Below are 17,106 nucleotides of genomic sequence, written 5' to 3'. Positions count from 1 at the left end.
CTGGCCGTGAGCCTGCTGACGGTGTTGGGGATGCTGCCGGGCATCGCCCGGGCGGACAACCCGATCGTGCAGACCATCTACACGGCCGACCCGGCACCGCTGGTCTACAACAACCGGGTGTACCTCTACACCGGCCATGACGAGGACAACTCGACCTGGTTCACGATGAAGGAGTGGCGGGTCTGGTCCTCCGACGACATGGTGAACTGGACCGACCACGGCTCGCCGCTCAACCTCGCCAGCTTCAGTTGGGCCAGCGCCGACGCCTGGGCCGGGCAGGCGATCCAACGCAACGGCAAGTTCTACTGGTACGTGCCCATGACGGTCCGCGCGACCGGCCGGATGGGGATCGGCGTGGCGGTCGCGGACAGCCCCACCGGGCCGTTCCGGGACGCCATCGGGCGTCCGTTGGTGAGCAACGGGGAGATCGACCCGACGGTCTTCATCGACGACGACGGCCAGGCGTACCTGTACTGGGGCAACCCGAACCTGTGGTACGTGAAGCTGAACGCCGACATGATCTCGTACTCGGGCAGCCCGACCCAGATCCCGTTGACCACCGCCGGGTTCGGCACCCGGAGCGGGGACGCGAGCCGGCCGACGCTGTTCGAGGAAGGGCCCTGGGTCTACAAGCGCAACGGCCTGTACTACCTGGTCTACGCGGCCAAGTGCTGCTCGGAGTTCATCGCCTACTCCACGGCGCCGGGCCCGCTGGGGCCGTGGACCTACCGCGGCACGATCATGCCGACCCAGGGCAGCAGCTTCACCAACCATCCCGGGATCGTCGACTTCAAGGGCGGCTCGTACTTCTTCTACCACAACGGGGCGCTGTCGGGCGGCGGTGGTTTCACCCGGTCGGTAGCGGTGGAGAAGTTCAGCTACGGCACGAACGGCACGATCCCCACGATCACCATGACGACCACGGGCGCCCCACAGGTCGGGACGCTGGATCCGTACGTCCGGCAGGAGGCCGAGACCATCGCCTGGGAGTCGGGGGTGGAGACCGAGCCGAGCTCCGAGGGCGGAATGAACGTCGGCTGGATCGAGAACGGGGACTACATCAAGGTCAAGGGGGCGGGCTTCGGCACCGGCGCCGCCTCGTTCACGGCCCGGGTGGCGTCGGGCGGCAGCGGAGGCAGCATCGAGCTGCGCCTGGACAGCGTCGGTGGCCCCCTGGTAGGGACCTGCCGGGTGGCCGGCACCGGTGGCTGGCAAGCCTGGACCGACACCACCTGCCCGGTCAGCGGAGCCACCGGCACCCATGACCTCTACCTGCGGTTCACCGGCGGCAGCAGCTACCTGTTCAATCTCAATCACTGGCGGTTCACCCCCGGTGCCGGCGGGCCGTCACCCAGCGACCCGCCGCTGGCCACCGAGATCGTGGGCGCGCAGTCCGGCCGGTGTTTGGACGTGCCCAGCACCACCAACGGCACCCAGGTGCAGCTCTACGACTGCTCGGGCGGCGCCCAGCAGCGCTGGACCTACACCTCGGCCAAGCAGTTGCAGGTGTCCGGCGGCAAGTGTCTGGACGCCGAGGGCGCCGGTACGGCGAACAACACCCGCGTGATCATCTGGGACTGCACCGGCGGGACCAACCAGCAGTGGAACGTCAACGCGAACGGCACCATCAGCGGCGTTCCGTCCGGGCGCTGCCTGGACGCGGCCAACCGGAGCACGGCCAACGGGACCAAGATCGTCCTGTGGGACTGCCACGGCGACACCAACCAGCAGTGGAGCCTGCGCGGCTGACAACCGGCGCGCGGAGCGACCTGCCCGGTCCACTACGCGGCAGGTGGCGGGGCCGATGCTCCGCCGCCTGCCGCCCGGTCAGTCCGAGAGGAACGTACATGAGGAGAACAGCTCGATGGCTCAGCGTGGGCGTCGCGATGGGCCTCACGATGATCGGCGTGCTGGGCCCGACGGGCCCGGCCGCCGCGGAGTCCAACGGCGGGGTACGGGTGATGCCGCTCGGTGACTCCATCACCGAGGGCACCCAGGTGCCGGGCGGCTACCGCATCGGCCTGTGGCAGCGCCTCGCCAACGGCCGCTACACCACCGACTTCGTCGGCTCGCAGTACAACGGGCCCGGCAGCCTGGGCGACCACGACCACGAGGGCCACCCCGGTTGGCGCATCGACCAGATCGACGCCAACATCGTCGGCTGGCTGAACACCTACCAGCCGCACAGCGTCCTGCTGCACATCGGCACCAACGACATCCTGCAGAACTACAACGTCTCCACCGCGCCGAACCGGCTCTCCACCCTGATCGACCGGATCACGAACACCGCCCCCACGGCGGAGGTCTTCGTCGCGCAGCTGACCCCGTTGGCCAACAGCGGCCAGGAGTCCGCCGTACGCACCTTCAATGCGGCCATCCCCGGCATCGTGCAGGGCAAGGTGAACGCAGGCAAGCACGTCCACCTCGTCGACATGCACAGCGCCGTGACGACCGGCGACCTGATCGACGGCATCCACCCCACCGCCGCCGGCTACGACAAGATGGCCGCCGTCTGGTACGCCGCCCTGCAGGCGGTCCCCGGCAGCATCGGCACCCCGGGTGGCACGGGGGGCGGGTCGACCACCGCGATCGTCGGCGCGCAGTCCGGGCGCTGCCTGGATGTGCCGAACGGCAGCACCACCAACGGCACCCAGGTGCAGCTGTACGACTGCTGGGGCGGCACCATGCAGCAGTGGACCTACACGACGGCCAAACAGCTGCAGGTGCTCGGCAGCAAGTGCCTGGACGCTGAGGGCGGCGCCACCGCGAACGGCACCCGCGTGATCATCTGGGACTGCAACGGCCGGACCAACCAGCAGTGGAACGTCAACGCGAACGGCACCATCAGCGGCGTCCAGTCCGGACGCTGCCTCGACGCGTACAACTGGGGCACCGCCAACGGCACGAGGATCGTCCTCTGGGACTGCCACGGCGGCACCAACCAGCAGTGGAGCCTGCGCAGCTGACAACCGGCGCACGGGGCGGCCAGGCGGCCTGACGGTCGCCCGGCCGCCCCGTGATCCCGCACACCGATCGGTAGGCTGTGCGCGTGGCCGAGCCGGTGCGCGAGTCCAGCGCCCGGCCGGTGGTCGCGTTCTTCGGGCTGGTCTTCGTCCTCAGCGGTGCGTTCTACCTGCTGGGCCCCCTGTTCGGCGGCCTGTCCCGCTGGACCCGGGCGGAGGTGCCGGCCAGCGCCCTGATGTTCGTCTGCCGGCGATCGCAGCCGTCGTCCTGACGTACCGCCGGCGCGGACGGCGAGGACTGGGTGACTGGGCGTCCGGCCTGGTACGCCTGCCACGCGCCACCCACCTGGTCTGGTATCTCCCGGCGCTGCTGCTGCCACCCCTGGTCCCTGGGGACGTCGTACCTGGTGCTGCGCTGGACCGGTGCGCCGCTACCGGAGCCGGCCATCGCCTGGTCTGGCTGTACGACAACGCCGGCCGGAGCATCATGGCGCCGGTCCTCTGCCACGCCTCCTACAACGTGGCCTGGTCGTCGTAGCGGCGACCCACGCGCCGCACCACCGAGATTCCCGGCCCCCGCCGCCCGCCGGCTCGTGGGCCCGCGGCGCGGCGATGTCCCGGTGCTCCCCGGACGAGAGCACCGGGACACCCGGTCAGCGGATCGGATCGGTGCCCCGCCGGACGGCGGCGCGATCCCGCCCCGCTAACCGACCCGGACGAGCTGCCACTGCTGGTTCGCGCCGTTCCAGTCGGCGTACTGGACGACGTTGGCGCCGTCGGTGGTGGCGGCGCCCTGCACCTCGACGGCCTTGCCGCTGTTGCGGCTGATCAGGCGCAGGTAGCCGCTGGAATCGGCGAGTTGGAACTGCTGGTTGCCGGCGTTGTTGTCGGTCCACTGGATGATGGCCGCGCCGTCGGCGGTGGACGCGCCGTTGACGTCGAGGACCTTGCCGGAGTTGCGGGACTTGAGGCGGTAGTAGCCGCCGCCGGAGTCGACGAACTGCCACTGCTGGTTGGCGCCGTCGTTGCGGGTCCACTGGGTGATCCGCGCGCCGTCGGTGGTCGACTTGCCGTAGACGTCCAGGGCCTTGCCACTGTTGCGGTTGACCAGCACGTACCAGGCACTGGTGTCGACCTGGCCCGGCGGCGGCGTGCTGCCGCCGCCGGCGTTGAGGGCGTTCAGCACGGCTGTGTAGGCGGCCTTCTTGTTGCCGTTGGCGTCGAAGAGCAGGGGGTTGTCGCCGCCGCGCCAGGAGTCGCTGTCGCGGACGCCCCAGGTGGTGATGCCGGTGCAGCGGGCGACGGCAAGGCACGCCCGGGTGACGGCGGCGTACATGTTGGCCTGGTTGGAGCCCTGGGTGATGTCCAGCTCGGTGATCTGCACGTCGACGCCGAGGTCGGCGAAGCGTTGCAGGTTGGCCTGGTAGTCGCCGGGCATCGTGGTGCCGAGGTGGGACTGGAAGCCGACGCAGTCGATGGGTACGCCGCGGGACTTGAAGTCGCGGACCATGTTGTAGATGCCGGTCGACTTCGCGTTGACGCCGTCGGTGTTGTAGTCGTTGTAGCAGAGCTTGGCGCCCGGGTCGGCGGCGCGCGCGGTGCGGAAGGCGACCTCGATCCAGTCGTTGCCGGTGCGTTGCAGGTTGGAGTCGCGGCGCCCGCCGCTGCCGCCGTCGGCGAAGGCCTCGTTGACGACGTCCCAGGCGTAGATCTTGCCGCGGTAGTGGGTGGCCACCTGGGTGACGTGGTTCATGGCGGCGTTGCGCAGCGTGCTGCCGGACATGTTCTGCGCCCAGCTGGGCTGCTGGGCGTGCCAGAGCAGGGTGTGGCCGCGGACCTTCATGCCGTGTGCCTGGGCGTGGCTGACGATCTGGTCGCCGCCGGTGTAGCGGAACTGGTTCTGGGACGGCTCGGTGGCGTCCCACTTCATCTCGTTCTCGGGGGTGATCGCGTTGAACTCGCGGTCCAGGATGCCGGTGAACTGGCTGTCGGAGAGCTTGAACGCGGGCACGGCGGCGCCGTAGTAGCGGCCCTTCTCCGCGGCCGAGGCACCCAGTGTGGTGCCCGCGTCGGCGGAGCCGGACATCAGCAGCGGGGCACCGACGGCGAGCAGCGCGGCGGTCAGCAGGGTCAGGATCGCCCGGAGCCGCTGCGGGAGTCGTCCGTGCGGCGGGCGGGGAGGTTGTCTCATCTGCACACCTTCCGGGGTTTCTGGTGGTGGGGGTGGTGCCGGGTCAGGGGGTGGTCATGTCGAACTTGCGGACGGTGACGGCGCCGCCGAGGGCGCGGGTCGCGTAGTTGAAGATCCCGTAGCGGTAGCCCATGAAGAACTGCCAGGCGTTGTTGAGGGTGAAGGCCGGGCCGAGGGCGGTGAAGGTGACGCCGTCGGTGCTGTAGGAGAAGCGGGCCTGCCGCCCGCTGCCGGGTCGGATGTCGGCGTTGGCCCGCAACCAGATCCGGCCGCCGGAGACCGCGGCGGAGGCCGCCTCGGTGCCGGTCCCGGTGGTGTTCCAGTTGCCGTCCATGGTCAGGCCGTTGACCAGGGTGACCCGGGTGGCGCCGTTGTCGCGTTTGACGCCGATCCAGGCCGAGGAGTCGCGCAGCATCGCGAGCCCGGCCCGGTCGCCGTCGCTCATGGCCGAGTAGTCCAGCTCGATCGTCGCCGTGGACGTGGGCCCCTGGATCCGGTGGGTGAGCGTGTTGCGGGCCGCGTACAGGTCGTTGGTGACCGTGGCCGTCTGCAGGCGCAGGCCGCTGCCGGTCGACCACTTGGTGTTGTCCGGGTTGTGGTTCCACTCCCAGCGCGGGCCGAGGCCGCTGCCGGTGAAGGTGTCCGCGCCGGTCATCGGCTGCACCGTCTTCGACGAGGCGGGGATGTTCGGCGTCGGGTAACTCGCGCCCCACCCGCCGTTGACGGTCTGGACCTGCGGCCAGCCGTCGCCGGTCCAGGTGATCGGGGCCAGCGCCGGGACCCGGCCGCCGGGGTAGGCGTCGACGAAGGCCATGTAGTACCAGTCGCCGTTCTGGGTCTGCACGAGGCCGCCCTGGTGCGGCACGCCGCCGCCGGAGATCGGGCTGGGCATGTTGAGCAGCACCTGGCGCATCTCGTACGGGCCGAACGGGCTGGTGGACCGCAGGACGTACTGGCCGTTGGCGGGGCGGGTGAGCCAGATGTAGTAGTAGCCGTTGCGCTTGTAGAAGCGCGACCCTTCGAGGGTGCCGACGCTCGACGGGGTGCTGAACACCTGCTGGGAGCGGACCTGGCTCAGCCCGTCGGCCGACAGTTGCGCCACGCTGATGTTCGTGTTGCCGTACGCCACGTACATGGTGTCGTTGTCGTCGACGAGCAGCCCGGCGTCGTAGTAGCAGTTGTTGATCTGCGAGCGCTTCTGCCAGGTGCCGTCGACGGCCGTCGAGGTGTACACGTACGTGCGGTTGAACTCGACGCAGCCGATCCAGTAGTACGTGCTGTTGCTCTTGCGGTAGTTGAAGGCCGACGCCCAGATGCCCTTGACGTACGCGCGCCCGCCGTTGAGGTTGTACGCGTTGGAGCCGAAGTCGAGGCTCGGCACGGAGTGCCCGGCGTACTCCCAGTGCACCAGGTCGTAGGAGCGCAGGATCGGCGCGCCGGGGGAGTAGTGCATGGTCGACGCCGAGTAGTAGTAGGCGTCGCCGACGCGGATGATGTCACCGTCGGCGAAGTCCTGCCACACCACGGGATTCGTGTACGACGTACCGGACGGCGGCGGCGTGGTGGGGGTCGGGTCGCCGCCGTCGACCCGGGCGAGTTGCCACTGCTGGTTGGCGCCGTTCCAGTCGGTGTACTGCACGACGTTGGCCCCGTCGGTGGTGGCGGCGTTCTGCACCTCGACGGCCTTGCCGCTGTTGCGGTTGAGGAAACGGACGTAGCCGTCGGCGGAGTCGGCCAGCCGGAACTGCTGGTTGGCGCCGTTGTGGTCGCTCCACTGCACGATGGCCGCGCCGTCGGCGGTGGACGCGCCGTTGACGTCGAGGACCTTGCCGGAGTTGCGGGACTTGAGGCGGTAGTAGCCGCCGCCGGAGTCGACGAACTGCCACTGCTGGTTGGCGCCGTTGTTGCGGGTCCACTGGGTGATCCGGGCGCCGTCGGCGGTGGAGGCGCCGTAGACGTCGAGGGCCTTGCCGCTGTTGCGGTTGACCAGGACATACCAGGCGTTGGTGTCGACCGACGCCGCGGCCGCCTCGGTGACGTTGACCGCCACGGCGGCCATGCTGGCCAGCAGGGTCACGACGGCCGCGGCGGCCAGCCCCGGGCGCCGGCGGCGCCGGCTTGGGGCGGCCGGTGGGGGCGCGTGGTCGATGGGCATGGGCATGTTCCCTCCACTCGGAGTCGACGCCACGCTGTTAGCGCTAACAACTCTCGGTAGGCGTCGGGTCGTAAACGGTGGTGGTGCTGGGGGTCTCGAGGTGTGCAGGCCCTACGCCCACTGCACAGACATCGAGGTCGCCAACGTTGCCAGAATGTTTCTCGGCATTCAAGAGCTAGGCGCTGATCGATGTATTCGGCCGCCGGGTGGCCGCCTGTCGACTCGCCGTCGTCGCGACCGATAACACTTTTTGGCACGCCCATTTGCCGCCCCCGGTCCCGCCCCTTCTTGACGGGGTGGTCGGTCTTCGGCGACAGTCAACGACCACCGCCAACCGGCTGCGGCCGCCACCACGGATCACCCGCCCCGATCGAACTGTGTGACTGCGACGTGAGGATGCGAGCTACCGGCAGGAACGAGACGGACCTCGTGGTCGCGGCCCAGGCAGGCGACCGGCGGGCCCTGGACGAGTTGCTGGCCCGCGGCCTGCCGCTGGTCTACAGCCTCGTGCACCGCGCGCTGAACGGGCACCCGGACACCGACGACGTCGTCCAGGACGCCATGCTGCGGGCCATCCGCCGGCTTCCGGAACTGCGTACCCCCGAGAGCTTCCGGCCCTGGCTGGCCGCGATCGCGCTGCGCCAGCTCGGCACCCACCTGCACCGCCGGCGGGCGGCTGCCCGGCGGACCGCGCCGCTGGACGAGGCGGCCGGGACGCCCGACGTCGACGCCGCCGTCGAGGACGTCACGACCCTGCGCGTGGAGCTCTCCCGGCAGCGCCGCCAGACCGTCCGGGCCAGCCACTGGCTCGACCCGGACGACCAGGCCCTGCTCTCCCTGTGGTGGCTGGAGGTGGCGGGCGAGCTGACCCGGGCCGAGTTCGCGGCGGCCCTGGGGGTGAGCGTCGCGCACGCGGCCGTGCGGGTGCAGCGCATGCGCCATCAACTCGACCTGTGCCGGGAACTGGTGGCCGCGCTGGAGGCCCGGCCGAGGTGCCCCGAGCTCGACGCCGCGGCGGCGGCCTGGGACGGCGTGCCGAGCCCGTTGTGGCGCAAGCGCCTGGTCCGGCACACCAGGTCCTGCCCGCGCTGCCCGCGCGCCGCCGCCGGCATGATCGGTGCGGAGCGGCTGCTCCTCGGGCTCGGCCTGCTCCCCGTACCGGTCGGGCTCGCCGCCGTGCTGGTCGCCCGGGGAGCGCTCGGCACGGCGGCCGGGTCGACCACCGCCCTGCCCGGCGCGCTGGGCTCGGCGTCCGGCGGCGGGGCCGGCGCCAGCGTCAAGGCGGCGGTCTTCGGCCAGCTGCTCCAGCCGGTCGTGGCACACCCCGTCGCCGCCACCGTGGTTGCCGCTGCCCTCGCCGCCGGCGCCGCGGTCACCGTGGCGGTCCTGCCCACGCCCGCGCCGCCCGCGCCGGTCGCCGCGCCACCGTCCCCGGCCGGGCCGCGTACCACCGCCGCCCCGGCGCCGGCGGTCACCCCGCGGGAGCCGACCGCACCGGCGTCCCGGGCACCGAAACCGTCCGCCGTCCGGACCGCCGCGCTGACCGCGGGCCGGCCCGTGTCGCTCGAGGCGGCCACCGCGACCGGACGGTACGTCGCGATCGTCGACGATCTCGGCGTCCTGCTGCCGCTCGGGCCGGACAGCACCGAGGCGGCCCGCCGCCAGGCGACCTTCACCGTGCTCGCCGGCCTGGCCGACGCCCGGTGCGTCTCCTTCCGCGCGCGGGACGGCCGCTACCTGCGGCACGCCTACTGGCGGCTACAGCTCAGCCCGGACCAGGGGACGGAGCTGTTCCGGGGTGACGCCACCTTCTGCCCGCGGGACGGGACGGCGGCCGCCACGACATCGCTGGAGGCGTCGAACTATCCCGGCTGGTTCCTGCGGCACCGCGACGGGCAGCTCTGGGTGGACCAGGCCGACGGCACCGCCGCCTTCCGCGCCGACAGCTCGTTCCGGGTCCGCCCGGCCCTGGCCGGCTGACCCCCGCCCGGCCGGGTCAGCTCCGGTTCCACCGCTGGTTGGCCCCGCCGTTGCACGTCCAGAGCTGGACCTTCGCTCCGTCGTTCGTGGCCTGGCCGTTGACGTCCAGGCAGAGCCGGGACTGGACGCCGAGGACGGTGCCGTCAGCGGCCAGCATCCACTTCTGGTTGTCACCGCCGTTGCAGTCCCAGATCACCACCGCGGTGCCCGCCGCGGTGCCCTGACCGTAGGCGTCCAGGCACTTGTTGCCGTACACCCGCAGCTCGCCGGCCGGGCTCGGCGCGAAGGTCTGGTACGCCGCGCCGGTGCAGGTCCGCAGCTGGGCCGCCGCGCCGTTGGCCGTCGAACCGTCGGCGATGCTCAGGCAGCGCCCGGACTGCGCGCCGACCAGCCGGGACGCCGGCAGGGTCAGTGATCCGCTGGCCGTGTCGACGCCCCACGAGCTGAACCAGCTCAGCGCGGCGGTGCCACCGGGGGTGAGGGTGATCGGCAGCCAGACCGGCAGCGAGGAGTTCAGGTCCGACGGGTTCCACCGGTCGCCCAGGTACACGTAGCTGGTCCCGGCGCTGCCGCTGACCGGCAGCAGGAACGACGTCTGCGAGTCGTAGGTGCGACTGCCGGCCGGCGCGACGTTCCGGAACTCGCTCCACGGCCCGGCCGGCGAGGTCGCCGTCGCGTACACGTTGTCGTTGGTCGACCAGCCGGTCAGATGCGAGGCGAGCAGGAAGTAGCGGCCACCGACCTTCGCCATCGCCGGCGACTCCAGGTCCGGGAGGACCGCGACCGCGCCGACCACGCTGGTGTAGTCGGCGGAGAGCCGGTCGATCCGCAGACCGTGGTCGCGATCCTCGGTGAGCAGGTACGCGGTGCCGTCGTCGTCCTTGAACAGGCCCAGGTCCCGGCTCAGGAAGCCGAGTGGCCGGCTGGAGCCCAGGTAGGTGTAGGGGCCGCACGGCGTGCTGCTGACCGCGACCCCGGCGCGGGCGTCCCCGTACGAGCTGGAGTCGATGTGCATCCACATCACGTAGCGGCCGGTGGCGCTGTTGAAGATCACCTTCGGCCGCTCCACGATCCGTCCGGCGGCGAGGTCGCCGCTGGCCTGCCGGGAGAGCGCGTCGGTCTGCCGGGTCCAGTGCGCCAGGTCCGTCGAGGAGTAGCAGGCGACGGCGGTGAAGGTGGCCCCGGCGCTCTTGTCCTCGCCCACCAGGTAGTAGGTGGAGCCGACGGTGAAGATGCCGGCGCCGTGCGCCTGCAGGCGCCGGCCGGCGGTGTCCGTCCACGGGGTGCCGGGCGTGATCGTCGCGGTCGCCGCCTGCGCGGGCGAACCGATCCCCACCACGGCGAGGGTGCCGGTCACGGCCAGCACCAGTGCCAACAGGGTACGCCGGAGTCTCTGCTGCATGACGTCTCCGAGGTTCGAGGGGAAGGTGCTGCCGGGCCGGCCGCGACGTCAGCGTCGGGCGATGCCGCTCGCCGGGTGCTGTGGTCGGCGGTCCGGATGGTCGGCGGTCCGGATGGTCGGCCTGCGCGTTGCCCGGTGACGCCAGCAGATTGCCAGAACGGCCGGACGCGTACAAGGGGCCGGACCCGCCTATTGTGTCGACCATATGCGGGCATCGCTCATAACACTTTTCTCGCAACGATGTCGGTCGCCGGTAGCGGATAGGTCGACAATTCAAAATAGATGCGCTTCATTGCTGATCGCCCCTGTTATCGCTAACATAGCCCCTGCCGGGCTGGGCGGAGGCTGGGAGCCGGGCGACCCCAGCGCCCGCTCGGCCCGGGCTGCGCCCGGCTCGCCGGACCCGCCATCGACGGTCCGCGGGCCATCCCCCCTGCATCTGCTCGCAGGCCATCTTGGCGTGCCGACGCCCCCGGCGCCGACCCGCCCACGCGGCACGCGCCCGTCCCCGTCGCGCGTGTCCCGCCTGGAAGGAGTGGTTCATGAAGGTGACAGCCCCGTCCTGGACCGGACGTCGTTGGCGATCGGCACTGGCCGCCGCCACGGCGGTGCTCGTCGCGACCGGTTCGCTCGTCACGCTGCAGGCCGCGCCCGCCGCGGCGGCGTCGGTCGACACCAACGCCTGGTACGTCCTGGTCAACCGCAACAGCGGCAAGGCCCTCGACGTCTACGGCGCCTCCACCGCCGACGGCGCCCGGATCACCCAGTGGACCCGCAACGACGGCACCAACCAGCAGTGGCAGTTCGTCGACTCCGGCGGCGGCTACTACCGCCTCAAGTCCCGCAACTCCGGCAAGGTCCTCGACGTCAACGGCGCGTCCACCGCCGACGGCGCGGCGATCATCCAGTGGACCGACAACAACGCCGGCAACCAGCAGTTCCAACTCGCCGACTCCGGCGGCTACCTGCGCCTGATCAGCCGCAACAGCGGCAAGGCCGTCGAGGTGCAGGGCGCCGCCACCACCGACGGCGCCAACGTCGTGCAGTACACCGACTGGAACGGCGCCAACCAACAGTGGCAGCCGGTCCTGGTGTCCGGCGGTGGCGGCACCGGTGGCGGATGCGGCAACGCGCCCGGGCTGTCGAACGGCAACCACACGATCCAGAGCGGTGGCAAGAGCCGCAGCTACCTGCTGCGGCTGCCGGGCAACTACGACAGCAACCGCCAGTACCGCCTGATCTTCGCGTTCCACTGGCGCGGCGGCACCGCCAACGAGGTCGACTCGGGTGGCACCAGCGGGGCCGCCTGGTCCTACTACGGCCAGCTGGAGCAGTCAAACAACAGCGCGATCCTGGTCGCGCCGCAGGGCCTCGGCAACGGCTGGGCCAACTCCGGCGGCGAGGACGTCACGTTCGTCGACGACATGATCCGGCAGATCGAGGGTGCCCTCTGCGTCAACACCCGGCAGCTCTTCGCGCTCGGGTTCAGCTGGGGCGGCGGCATGAGCTACGCGCTGGCGTGCGCCCGGGCGAACGTGTTCCGGGCCGTCGCGGTCTTCAGCGGCGCGCAGATCAGCGGGTGCAGCGGCGGGACCCAGCCCATCGCGTACTTCGGGCTGCACGGCATCACCGACAACGTGCTCAACATCTCCCAGGGGCGGGCACTGCGCGACACGTTCGTCCGGAACAACGGCTGCACGCCGCAGAGCCCACCCGAGCCGGCGCCCGGCAGCCGGACCCACCTCACCACCGCCTACTCCGGCTGCCGCGCCGGCTACCCGGTGCAGTGGGCGGCGTTCGACAACGGCCACATGCCGGGCCCGGTGGACGGCACGTACGCCGAGAGCGGTGTGACGACCTGGACCAAGGGCGAGGTCTGGCGGTTCTTCGCCCAGTTCTGACGGAGCCAGCCGGCGCCGGCCGGAGCCCCGTCCCGGCCGGCGCCCCACCACACCACCGCGTACGACAGGAGACCGTTCCGATGCCCCCAGCTCCGATCAGACGCAGACAACTGGCCGCCGGGATCGCCGCGGCGGTCCTCGGCGCCACGGGGGTGCTCGTCGCCGCCTCGCCGGCCGCCGCGGCCACCACCACCCTCTACGCCGCGCCCAACGGGACAGGCAGCGCCTGCTCCACCAGCCAACCGTGCTCGCTGACCGCCGCGCAGGAGGCCGTACGGTCGCGGAACGCCGCGATGTCCGGCGACATCGTGGTGGAGTTGGCCGACGGCGTGTACCGGCTCGCCGCCCCGCTTCGCATGACCGCCGCCGACTCCGGCAACAACGGCTACACCGTGGTCTGGCGGGCCGCCGCGTCGGCCCGACCGGTGATCAGCGGGGCGCGGGCGGTCACCGGCTGGTCGCTCGTCGACGCCGGGAAGAACATCTGGCGGGCGAACGTCGGCGCCGGGATCGACAGCCGGCAGCTCTACGTCAACGGCGCCCTCGCCACCCGCGCCCGGACGGCGGTGAACCGGTCCGACTTCACCTTCACCACCACCGGCATGCGGTTCAGCAACAGCGCGCTGAGCTACCTGAACAACCTCGCCAACCAGAACCGGATCGAGGTGGAGAGCGTCGGCTCGTTCACCGACCGGTACGCGCCGGTGCAGAGCATCTCCGGCAACGTGCTGACCATGCAGCAGCCGGCGTGGAACAACAACACGTTCGGCTACGACACCCTCAGCCGGCCGCACCGGGCCGGCCCGCTCTACCTCGCCAACGCCTACGAGTTCCTGGACTCGCCGGGGGAGTGGTACCTCGACCCGGGCTCCGGCGCGCTCTCCTACCTGCCGCTCGCCGGGCAGAACATGGCCACCACCAGCGTCGAGCTGCCGGTGCTGTCGTCGCTGCTGGACGTCGGCGGGACGTACGACGCGCCGGCGCACCACATCTCGTTCAGCGGGATCACCTTCAGCGGCACGAGCTGGCTGGGGCCGAGCAGCAACCAGGGCTTCGCCGACCAGCAGACCGGCGCCCACATCACCGGCACCTGGGCCCGGCCGGCCGACGCGCTGACCTCGTGCCAGGAGGGCTGCCAGCTGTTCGAGGCCACCCGGCCGGGCTGGAGCCAGATGCCGGCGGCCGTGCAGGTGTCCGCGGCCAACACGATCTCCTTCAGCGACTCCCAGTTCGTCAACCTGGGCCAGACCGCGGTGGGGATCGGCAACGACGCGAACGCCCACGCCAGCGGGGTCGGCCTCGGCGCCAGCAACATCACGATCACCCGCTCGGAGATCGCCCGCAGCTCCGCCGGGGGCATCGTGGTCGGCGGCGTACGCGCCGACGCGCACCACCCGAGCGACTCGCGGATGGTCAACCGGAACATCACCGTGAGCAACAACCGCATCCATGACCTCGGGCTGGACTACCGGGGCATCGTGGCGGTCCTGACCACCTACGTCAGCACCGCCACGGTCACCCACAACGAGGTCTACAACCTGCCGTACACCGGCCTGTCGGTCGGCTACGGGTGGGGCAGCAACGACGCCGGCGGCAGCACCGAGTACGCCAACCGGGGTTTGTACAACTACCAGCCGCGCTACAGCACGCCGACCACCGCGTCCAACAACCAGCTTACCGGCAACTACGTCCACGACGTCATGCAGCAGATGACCGACGGGTCCTGCATCTACACCCTGTCGAACCACCCGAACGGGCTGATCAGCGACAACTACTGCCTGCGCAGCAACGGCTGGTTCGGGCTCTACTTCGACGAGGGCTCCCGCTACTACACCGCCCGTACCAACGTCTTCTCCGCGACCGGCACCTGGGCCACCGCCAACTACTGGGGCGGGGAGAACATGGGCAACTTCACCGTCACCGGGAACTGGTCGACCAACGGCAGCAGCAATGTGACCAACGGCGATCGCGGCAACGTGGTCTCCGGCAACACGACGGTCACGAACAACAACTGGCCGTCGGCCGCCCAGGCGGTGATGGCCGCCGCCGGGGTGCAGAGCACCGGCGGCCAGCAGGGCGTGCAGATCGTCGGCGGCCAGTCCGGCCGGTGTGCCGAGATCGGCGGATCCAGCACGGCCAACGGCACCCAGGCGCAGCTCTGGGACTGCACCGGTGGCACCAACCAGCGGTGGACCTACACCAGCGGCCGGCAGTTGCAGGTCTACGGCAGCAAGTGTCTCGACGCGTCGGGGCAGGGCACCACGAACGGCACCCAGGTGATCATCTGGGACTGCAACGGCCAGACCAACCAGCAGTGGAACGTGAACGCCAACGGCACGGTGACCGGCGTCCAGTCGGGGCTGTGCCTGGACGCGTACGGCGCCGCCACGGCGAACGGCACGAAGCTCGTCCTCTGGGCGTGCAACGGAGGCACGAACCAGCAGTGGACGTTGCGCTCGTGAGCACGGAGCGGCCGGCCGGGCCTCGGGCCCGGCCGGCGGTTCCCGGTCCGGGAGCTGCCCGCGCCCGGGCCGGGAGACACGTCCGGCAGGCCGCGAATATTACGTCTTGACGAACGATATGTTATCGCTCACAGTCGATGGGCAAGGACGACGGGACCCCTGGCTCACCGGGCGGGGCCTGGTCTCGTCGGCATGCAGATTCAGGCGTTGGGCAGGGCGGGCGAGCTCGCTGTTAGCGCTAACACGCCGCGCGTTCGTCCGGTCATGCGTCACGGTGCGCCCGGCTGCGGGCGGACCGTCCAGCTTCCGGTCACTGAAGGAGGAACATGTCTGCCTTGGGTACGTCTCCCTCGATAGCGCCGCCCTCGCCTCGGCGTAGGTGGTTGCCGCGGGTGGTCGCCGCCGCCGCGGCGGCCGTGCTGGTCGGTGGTGCCGCCGCGGTGGTGGTGTCGACGCCCGCCGCGGCGGCCACGGTCGACACGAGCGCCTGGTACGTCCTGGTCAACCGCAACAGCGGCAAGGCCCTGGACGTCTACAACCTGGCCACGAACGACGGCGCGCGGATCGTGCAGTGGACGCGCAACAACGGCAACCAGCAGCAGTGGCAGTTTGTGGACTCGGGCGGCGGCTACTACCGGCTGCGGTCGCGGCTGTCCGGCAAGGTGCTCGACGTCTACAACTGGTCGACCGCGAACAGCGCCAACATCGTGCAGTGGACCGACGGCAACCAGGCCAACCAGCAGTTCCGGCTGGCCGACTCCGACAGCGGCTACGTCCGGTTGATCAACCGGAACAGCAACAAGGCCATGGAGGTGATGGGTGCCTCGACCGCCGACGGCGGCAGCATCGTGCAGTACGACGACTGGAACGGCACCAACCAGCAGTGGCAGCTCGCCCGCGTCGACGGCGGTGGCAACCCCACCACGCCGCCGCCCACCACGCCGCCGCCTGGCGGCACCTGCTCGCTGCCGTCGAGCTACCGCTGGTCGTCGACCGGCGCGCTGGCGACCCCGCGGTCGGGCTGGGTCTCGCTGAAGGACTTCACCAACGTCGTGTACAACGGCCGGCACCTCGTCTACGCCACGACGCACGACACCGGGTCGTCGTGGGGGTCGATGAACTTCAGCCCGTTCACGAACTGGTCCGACATGGGCTCGGCCAGCCAGAACGCGATGCCCTTCTCCGCTGTCGCACCGACGCTGTTCTACTTCGCCCCGAAGAACATCTGGGTGCTCGCCTACCAGTGGGGCGGGACGGCGTTCTCCTACCGGACGTCCAGCGATCCCACCAACGTCAACGGGTGGTCGGCGCAGCAGACGCTCTTCACCGGCAGCATCTCCGGCTCCGGCACGGGTCCCATCGACCAGACGCTGATCGGCGACGGCTCGAACATGTACCTCTTCTTCGCCGGGGACAACGGCAAGATCTACCGGGCCAGCATGCCGATCGGGAACTTCCCGGGCAACTTCGGGTCGAGCTACACGACGATCATGAGTGACTCGACCAACAACCTGTTCGAGGGGGTCGAGGTCTACAAGGTCCAGGGCCAGAACCAGTACCTCATGCTGGTCGAGTCGATCGGCTCGCAGGGCCGCTACTTCCGCTCGTACACCTCCAGCAGCCTCGGCGGGTCCTGGACCCCGCAGGCCACCAGCGAGAGCAACCCCTTCGCCGGCAAGGCCAACAGCGGTGCCACCTGGACCAACGACATCAGCCACGGCGACCTGGTGCGGAGCAACCCGGACCAGACCAAGACCATCGACCCCTGCAACCTGCAACTGCTCTACCAGGGGCGGTCCCCGAACTCCGGCGGCGACTACGGCCTCCTGCCGTACCGCCCGGGGGTGCTGACCCTGCAGCGCTAGGGCAGTGACGCTGGTCCGGTCCGGGTTTCCGGGCGGCCGCGGCGACGGCGCCGCCGGACCGGACCAGCGTTCCCGCCCCCGAACGCGGCCGGGATGACCGTGGATGGGCTCGGTGGGCGGCCGAGCCCATCCACGGTCATCCCCGCCGCGCCCCGGCGCCCGCCGAGCTCGGAAGAGCGGCGGGTAG

The 17,106-nt window shown here is 70.7% G+C and carries 10 protein-coding genes; 7 read left to right on the top strand and 3 right to left on the bottom strand.

What is annotated here, in order from left to right; translation table 11 throughout:
- Window positions 1-30 precede the first annotated feature (30 nt).
- The 3 genes from AB0I11_RS23500 to AB0I11_RS23490 all read left to right on the top strand — a co-directional run bounded on the left by AB0I11_RS23500 (window position 31) and on the right by AB0I11_RS23490 (window position 3,235).
- The gene (locus AB0I11_RS23500) at window positions 31-1,749 is read left to right on the top strand and encodes a family 43 glycosylhydrolase (RefSeq protein ID WP_357324457.1); all 1,719 of its coding nucleotides are present in this window, start codon (window positions 31-33) and stop codon (window positions 1,747-1,749) included.
- Between the two features lie 98 nt (window positions 1,750-1,847).
- Window positions 1,848-2,966, top strand: coding sequence for an RICIN domain-containing protein (locus AB0I11_RS23495; protein WP_357324272.1), 1,119 nt, complete (start codon window positions 1,848-1,850; stop codon window positions 2,964-2,966).
- 83 nt (window positions 2,967-3,049) lie between these two features.
- Window positions 3,050-3,235 carry a hypothetical protein gene (locus AB0I11_RS23490; RefSeq protein ID WP_357324269.1) on the top strand — a complete coding sequence of 62 codons (186 nt, stop codon included), beginning with the start codon at window positions 3,050-3,052 and terminating at the stop codon, window positions 3,233-3,235.
- A 431-nt stretch (window positions 3,236-3,666) separates the two neighbouring features.
- Here AB0I11_RS23490 and AB0I11_RS23485 read toward each other — a convergent pair whose 3' ends face one another.
- Both AB0I11_RS23485 and AB0I11_RS23480 read right to left on the bottom strand, forming a co-directional pair.
- Window positions 3,667-5,154, bottom strand: coding sequence for an endo-1,4-beta-xylanase (locus AB0I11_RS23485; RefSeq protein ID WP_357324266.1), 1,488 nt, complete (start codon window positions 5,152-5,154; stop codon window positions 3,667-3,669).
- 43 nt (window positions 5,155-5,197) lie between these two features.
- A complete protein-coding gene (locus tag AB0I11_RS23480) occupies window positions 5,198-7,213 on the bottom strand; it encodes a family 43 glycosylhydrolase (protein ID WP_357324453.1) in 2,016 nt (671 codons plus the stop codon).
- 492 nt (window positions 7,214-7,705) lie between these two features.
- On the opposite strand from AB0I11_RS23480, the gene AB0I11_RS23475 reads away from it, so the two are divergent.
- Window positions 7,706-9,289: a sigma-70 family RNA polymerase sigma factor gene (locus tag AB0I11_RS23475; RefSeq protein ID WP_357324450.1), complete on the top strand. Its 1,584-nt coding sequence runs from the start codon at window positions 7,706-7,708 to the stop codon at window positions 9,287-9,289.
- Between the two features lie 16 nt (window positions 9,290-9,305).
- On the opposite strand, the gene AB0I11_RS23470 is transcribed toward AB0I11_RS23475, so the two are convergent.
- On the bottom strand, window positions 9,306-10,691 hold the full coding sequence (locus AB0I11_RS23470) for a ricin-type beta-trefoil lectin domain protein (protein WP_357324263.1): 1,386 nt from the start codon (window positions 10,689-10,691) through the stop codon (window positions 9,306-9,308).
- A gap of 542 nt (window positions 10,692-11,233) precedes the next feature.
- Here AB0I11_RS23470 and AB0I11_RS23465 point away from each other — a divergent pair.
- The 3 genes from AB0I11_RS23465 (at window position 11,234) to AB0I11_RS23455 (ending at window position 16,919) form a co-directional block, all read left to right on the top strand.
- Window positions 11,234-12,592 carry an RICIN domain-containing protein gene (locus tag AB0I11_RS23465; RefSeq protein ID WP_357324260.1) on the top strand — a complete coding sequence of 453 codons (1,359 nt, stop codon included), beginning with the start codon at window positions 11,234-11,236 and terminating at the stop codon, window positions 12,590-12,592.
- Between the two features lie 80 nt (window positions 12,593-12,672).
- Window positions 12,673-15,054 carry an RICIN domain-containing protein gene (locus AB0I11_RS23460; protein WP_357324257.1) on the top strand — a complete coding sequence of 794 codons (2,382 nt, stop codon included), beginning with the start codon at window positions 12,673-12,675 and terminating at the stop codon, window positions 15,052-15,054.
- A 326-nt stretch (window positions 15,055-15,380) separates the two neighbouring features.
- Window positions 15,381-16,919 carry a non-reducing end alpha-L-arabinofuranosidase family hydrolase gene (locus AB0I11_RS23455; RefSeq protein WP_357324254.1) on the top strand — a complete coding sequence of 513 codons (1,539 nt, stop codon included), beginning with the start codon at window positions 15,381-15,383 and terminating at the stop codon, window positions 16,917-16,919.
- Window positions 16,920-17,106 lie beyond the last annotated feature (187 nt).

Origin of the sequence: Micromonospora sp. NPDC050495 (assembly GCF_040655175.1) — a bacterium.
In the GTDB taxonomy this organism is placed as follows: domain Bacteria; phylum Actinomycetota; class Actinomycetes; order Mycobacteriales; family Micromonosporaceae; genus Micromonospora.
Note: the sequence above shows the minus strand (reverse complement) of the source record. Positions and strands in the feature narration are given on the sequence as shown.

Bases quoted from the DNA above. Each gene is read 5' to 3' on its own strand.
- AB0I11_RS23500 (WP_357324457.1), top strand. From the start codon at position 31: ATGCTGCCGGGCATCGCCCGGGCGGACAACCCGATCGTGCAGACCATC.
- AB0I11_RS23495 (WP_357324272.1), top strand. From the start codon at position 1,848: ATGAGGAGAACAGCTCGATGGCTCAGCGTGGGCGTCGCGATGGGCCTC.
- AB0I11_RS23485 (WP_357324266.1), bottom strand. From the start codon at position 5,154: ATGAGACAACCTCCCCGCCCGCCGCACGGACGACTCCCGCAGCGGCTC.
- AB0I11_RS23480 (WP_357324453.1), bottom strand. From the start codon at position 7,213: ATGGCCGCCGTGGCGGTCAACGTCACCGAGGCGGCCGCGGCGTCGGTC.
- AB0I11_RS23475 (WP_357324450.1), top strand. From the start codon at position 7,706: ATGCGAGCTACCGGCAGGAACGAGACGGACCTCGTGGTCGCGGCCCAG.
- AB0I11_RS23470 (WP_357324263.1), bottom strand. From the start codon at position 10,691: ATGCAGCAGAGACTCCGGCGTACCCTGTTGGCACTGGTGCTGGCCGTG.
- AB0I11_RS23465 (WP_357324260.1), top strand. From the start codon at position 11,234: ATGAAGGTGACAGCCCCGTCCTGGACCGGACGTCGTTGGCGATCGGCA.
- AB0I11_RS23460 (WP_357324257.1), top strand. From the start codon at position 12,673: ATGCCCCCAGCTCCGATCAGACGCAGACAACTGGCCGCCGGGATCGCC.
- AB0I11_RS23455 (WP_357324254.1), top strand. From the start codon at position 15,381: ATGTCTGCCTTGGGTACGTCTCCCTCGATAGCGCCGCCCTCGCCTCGG.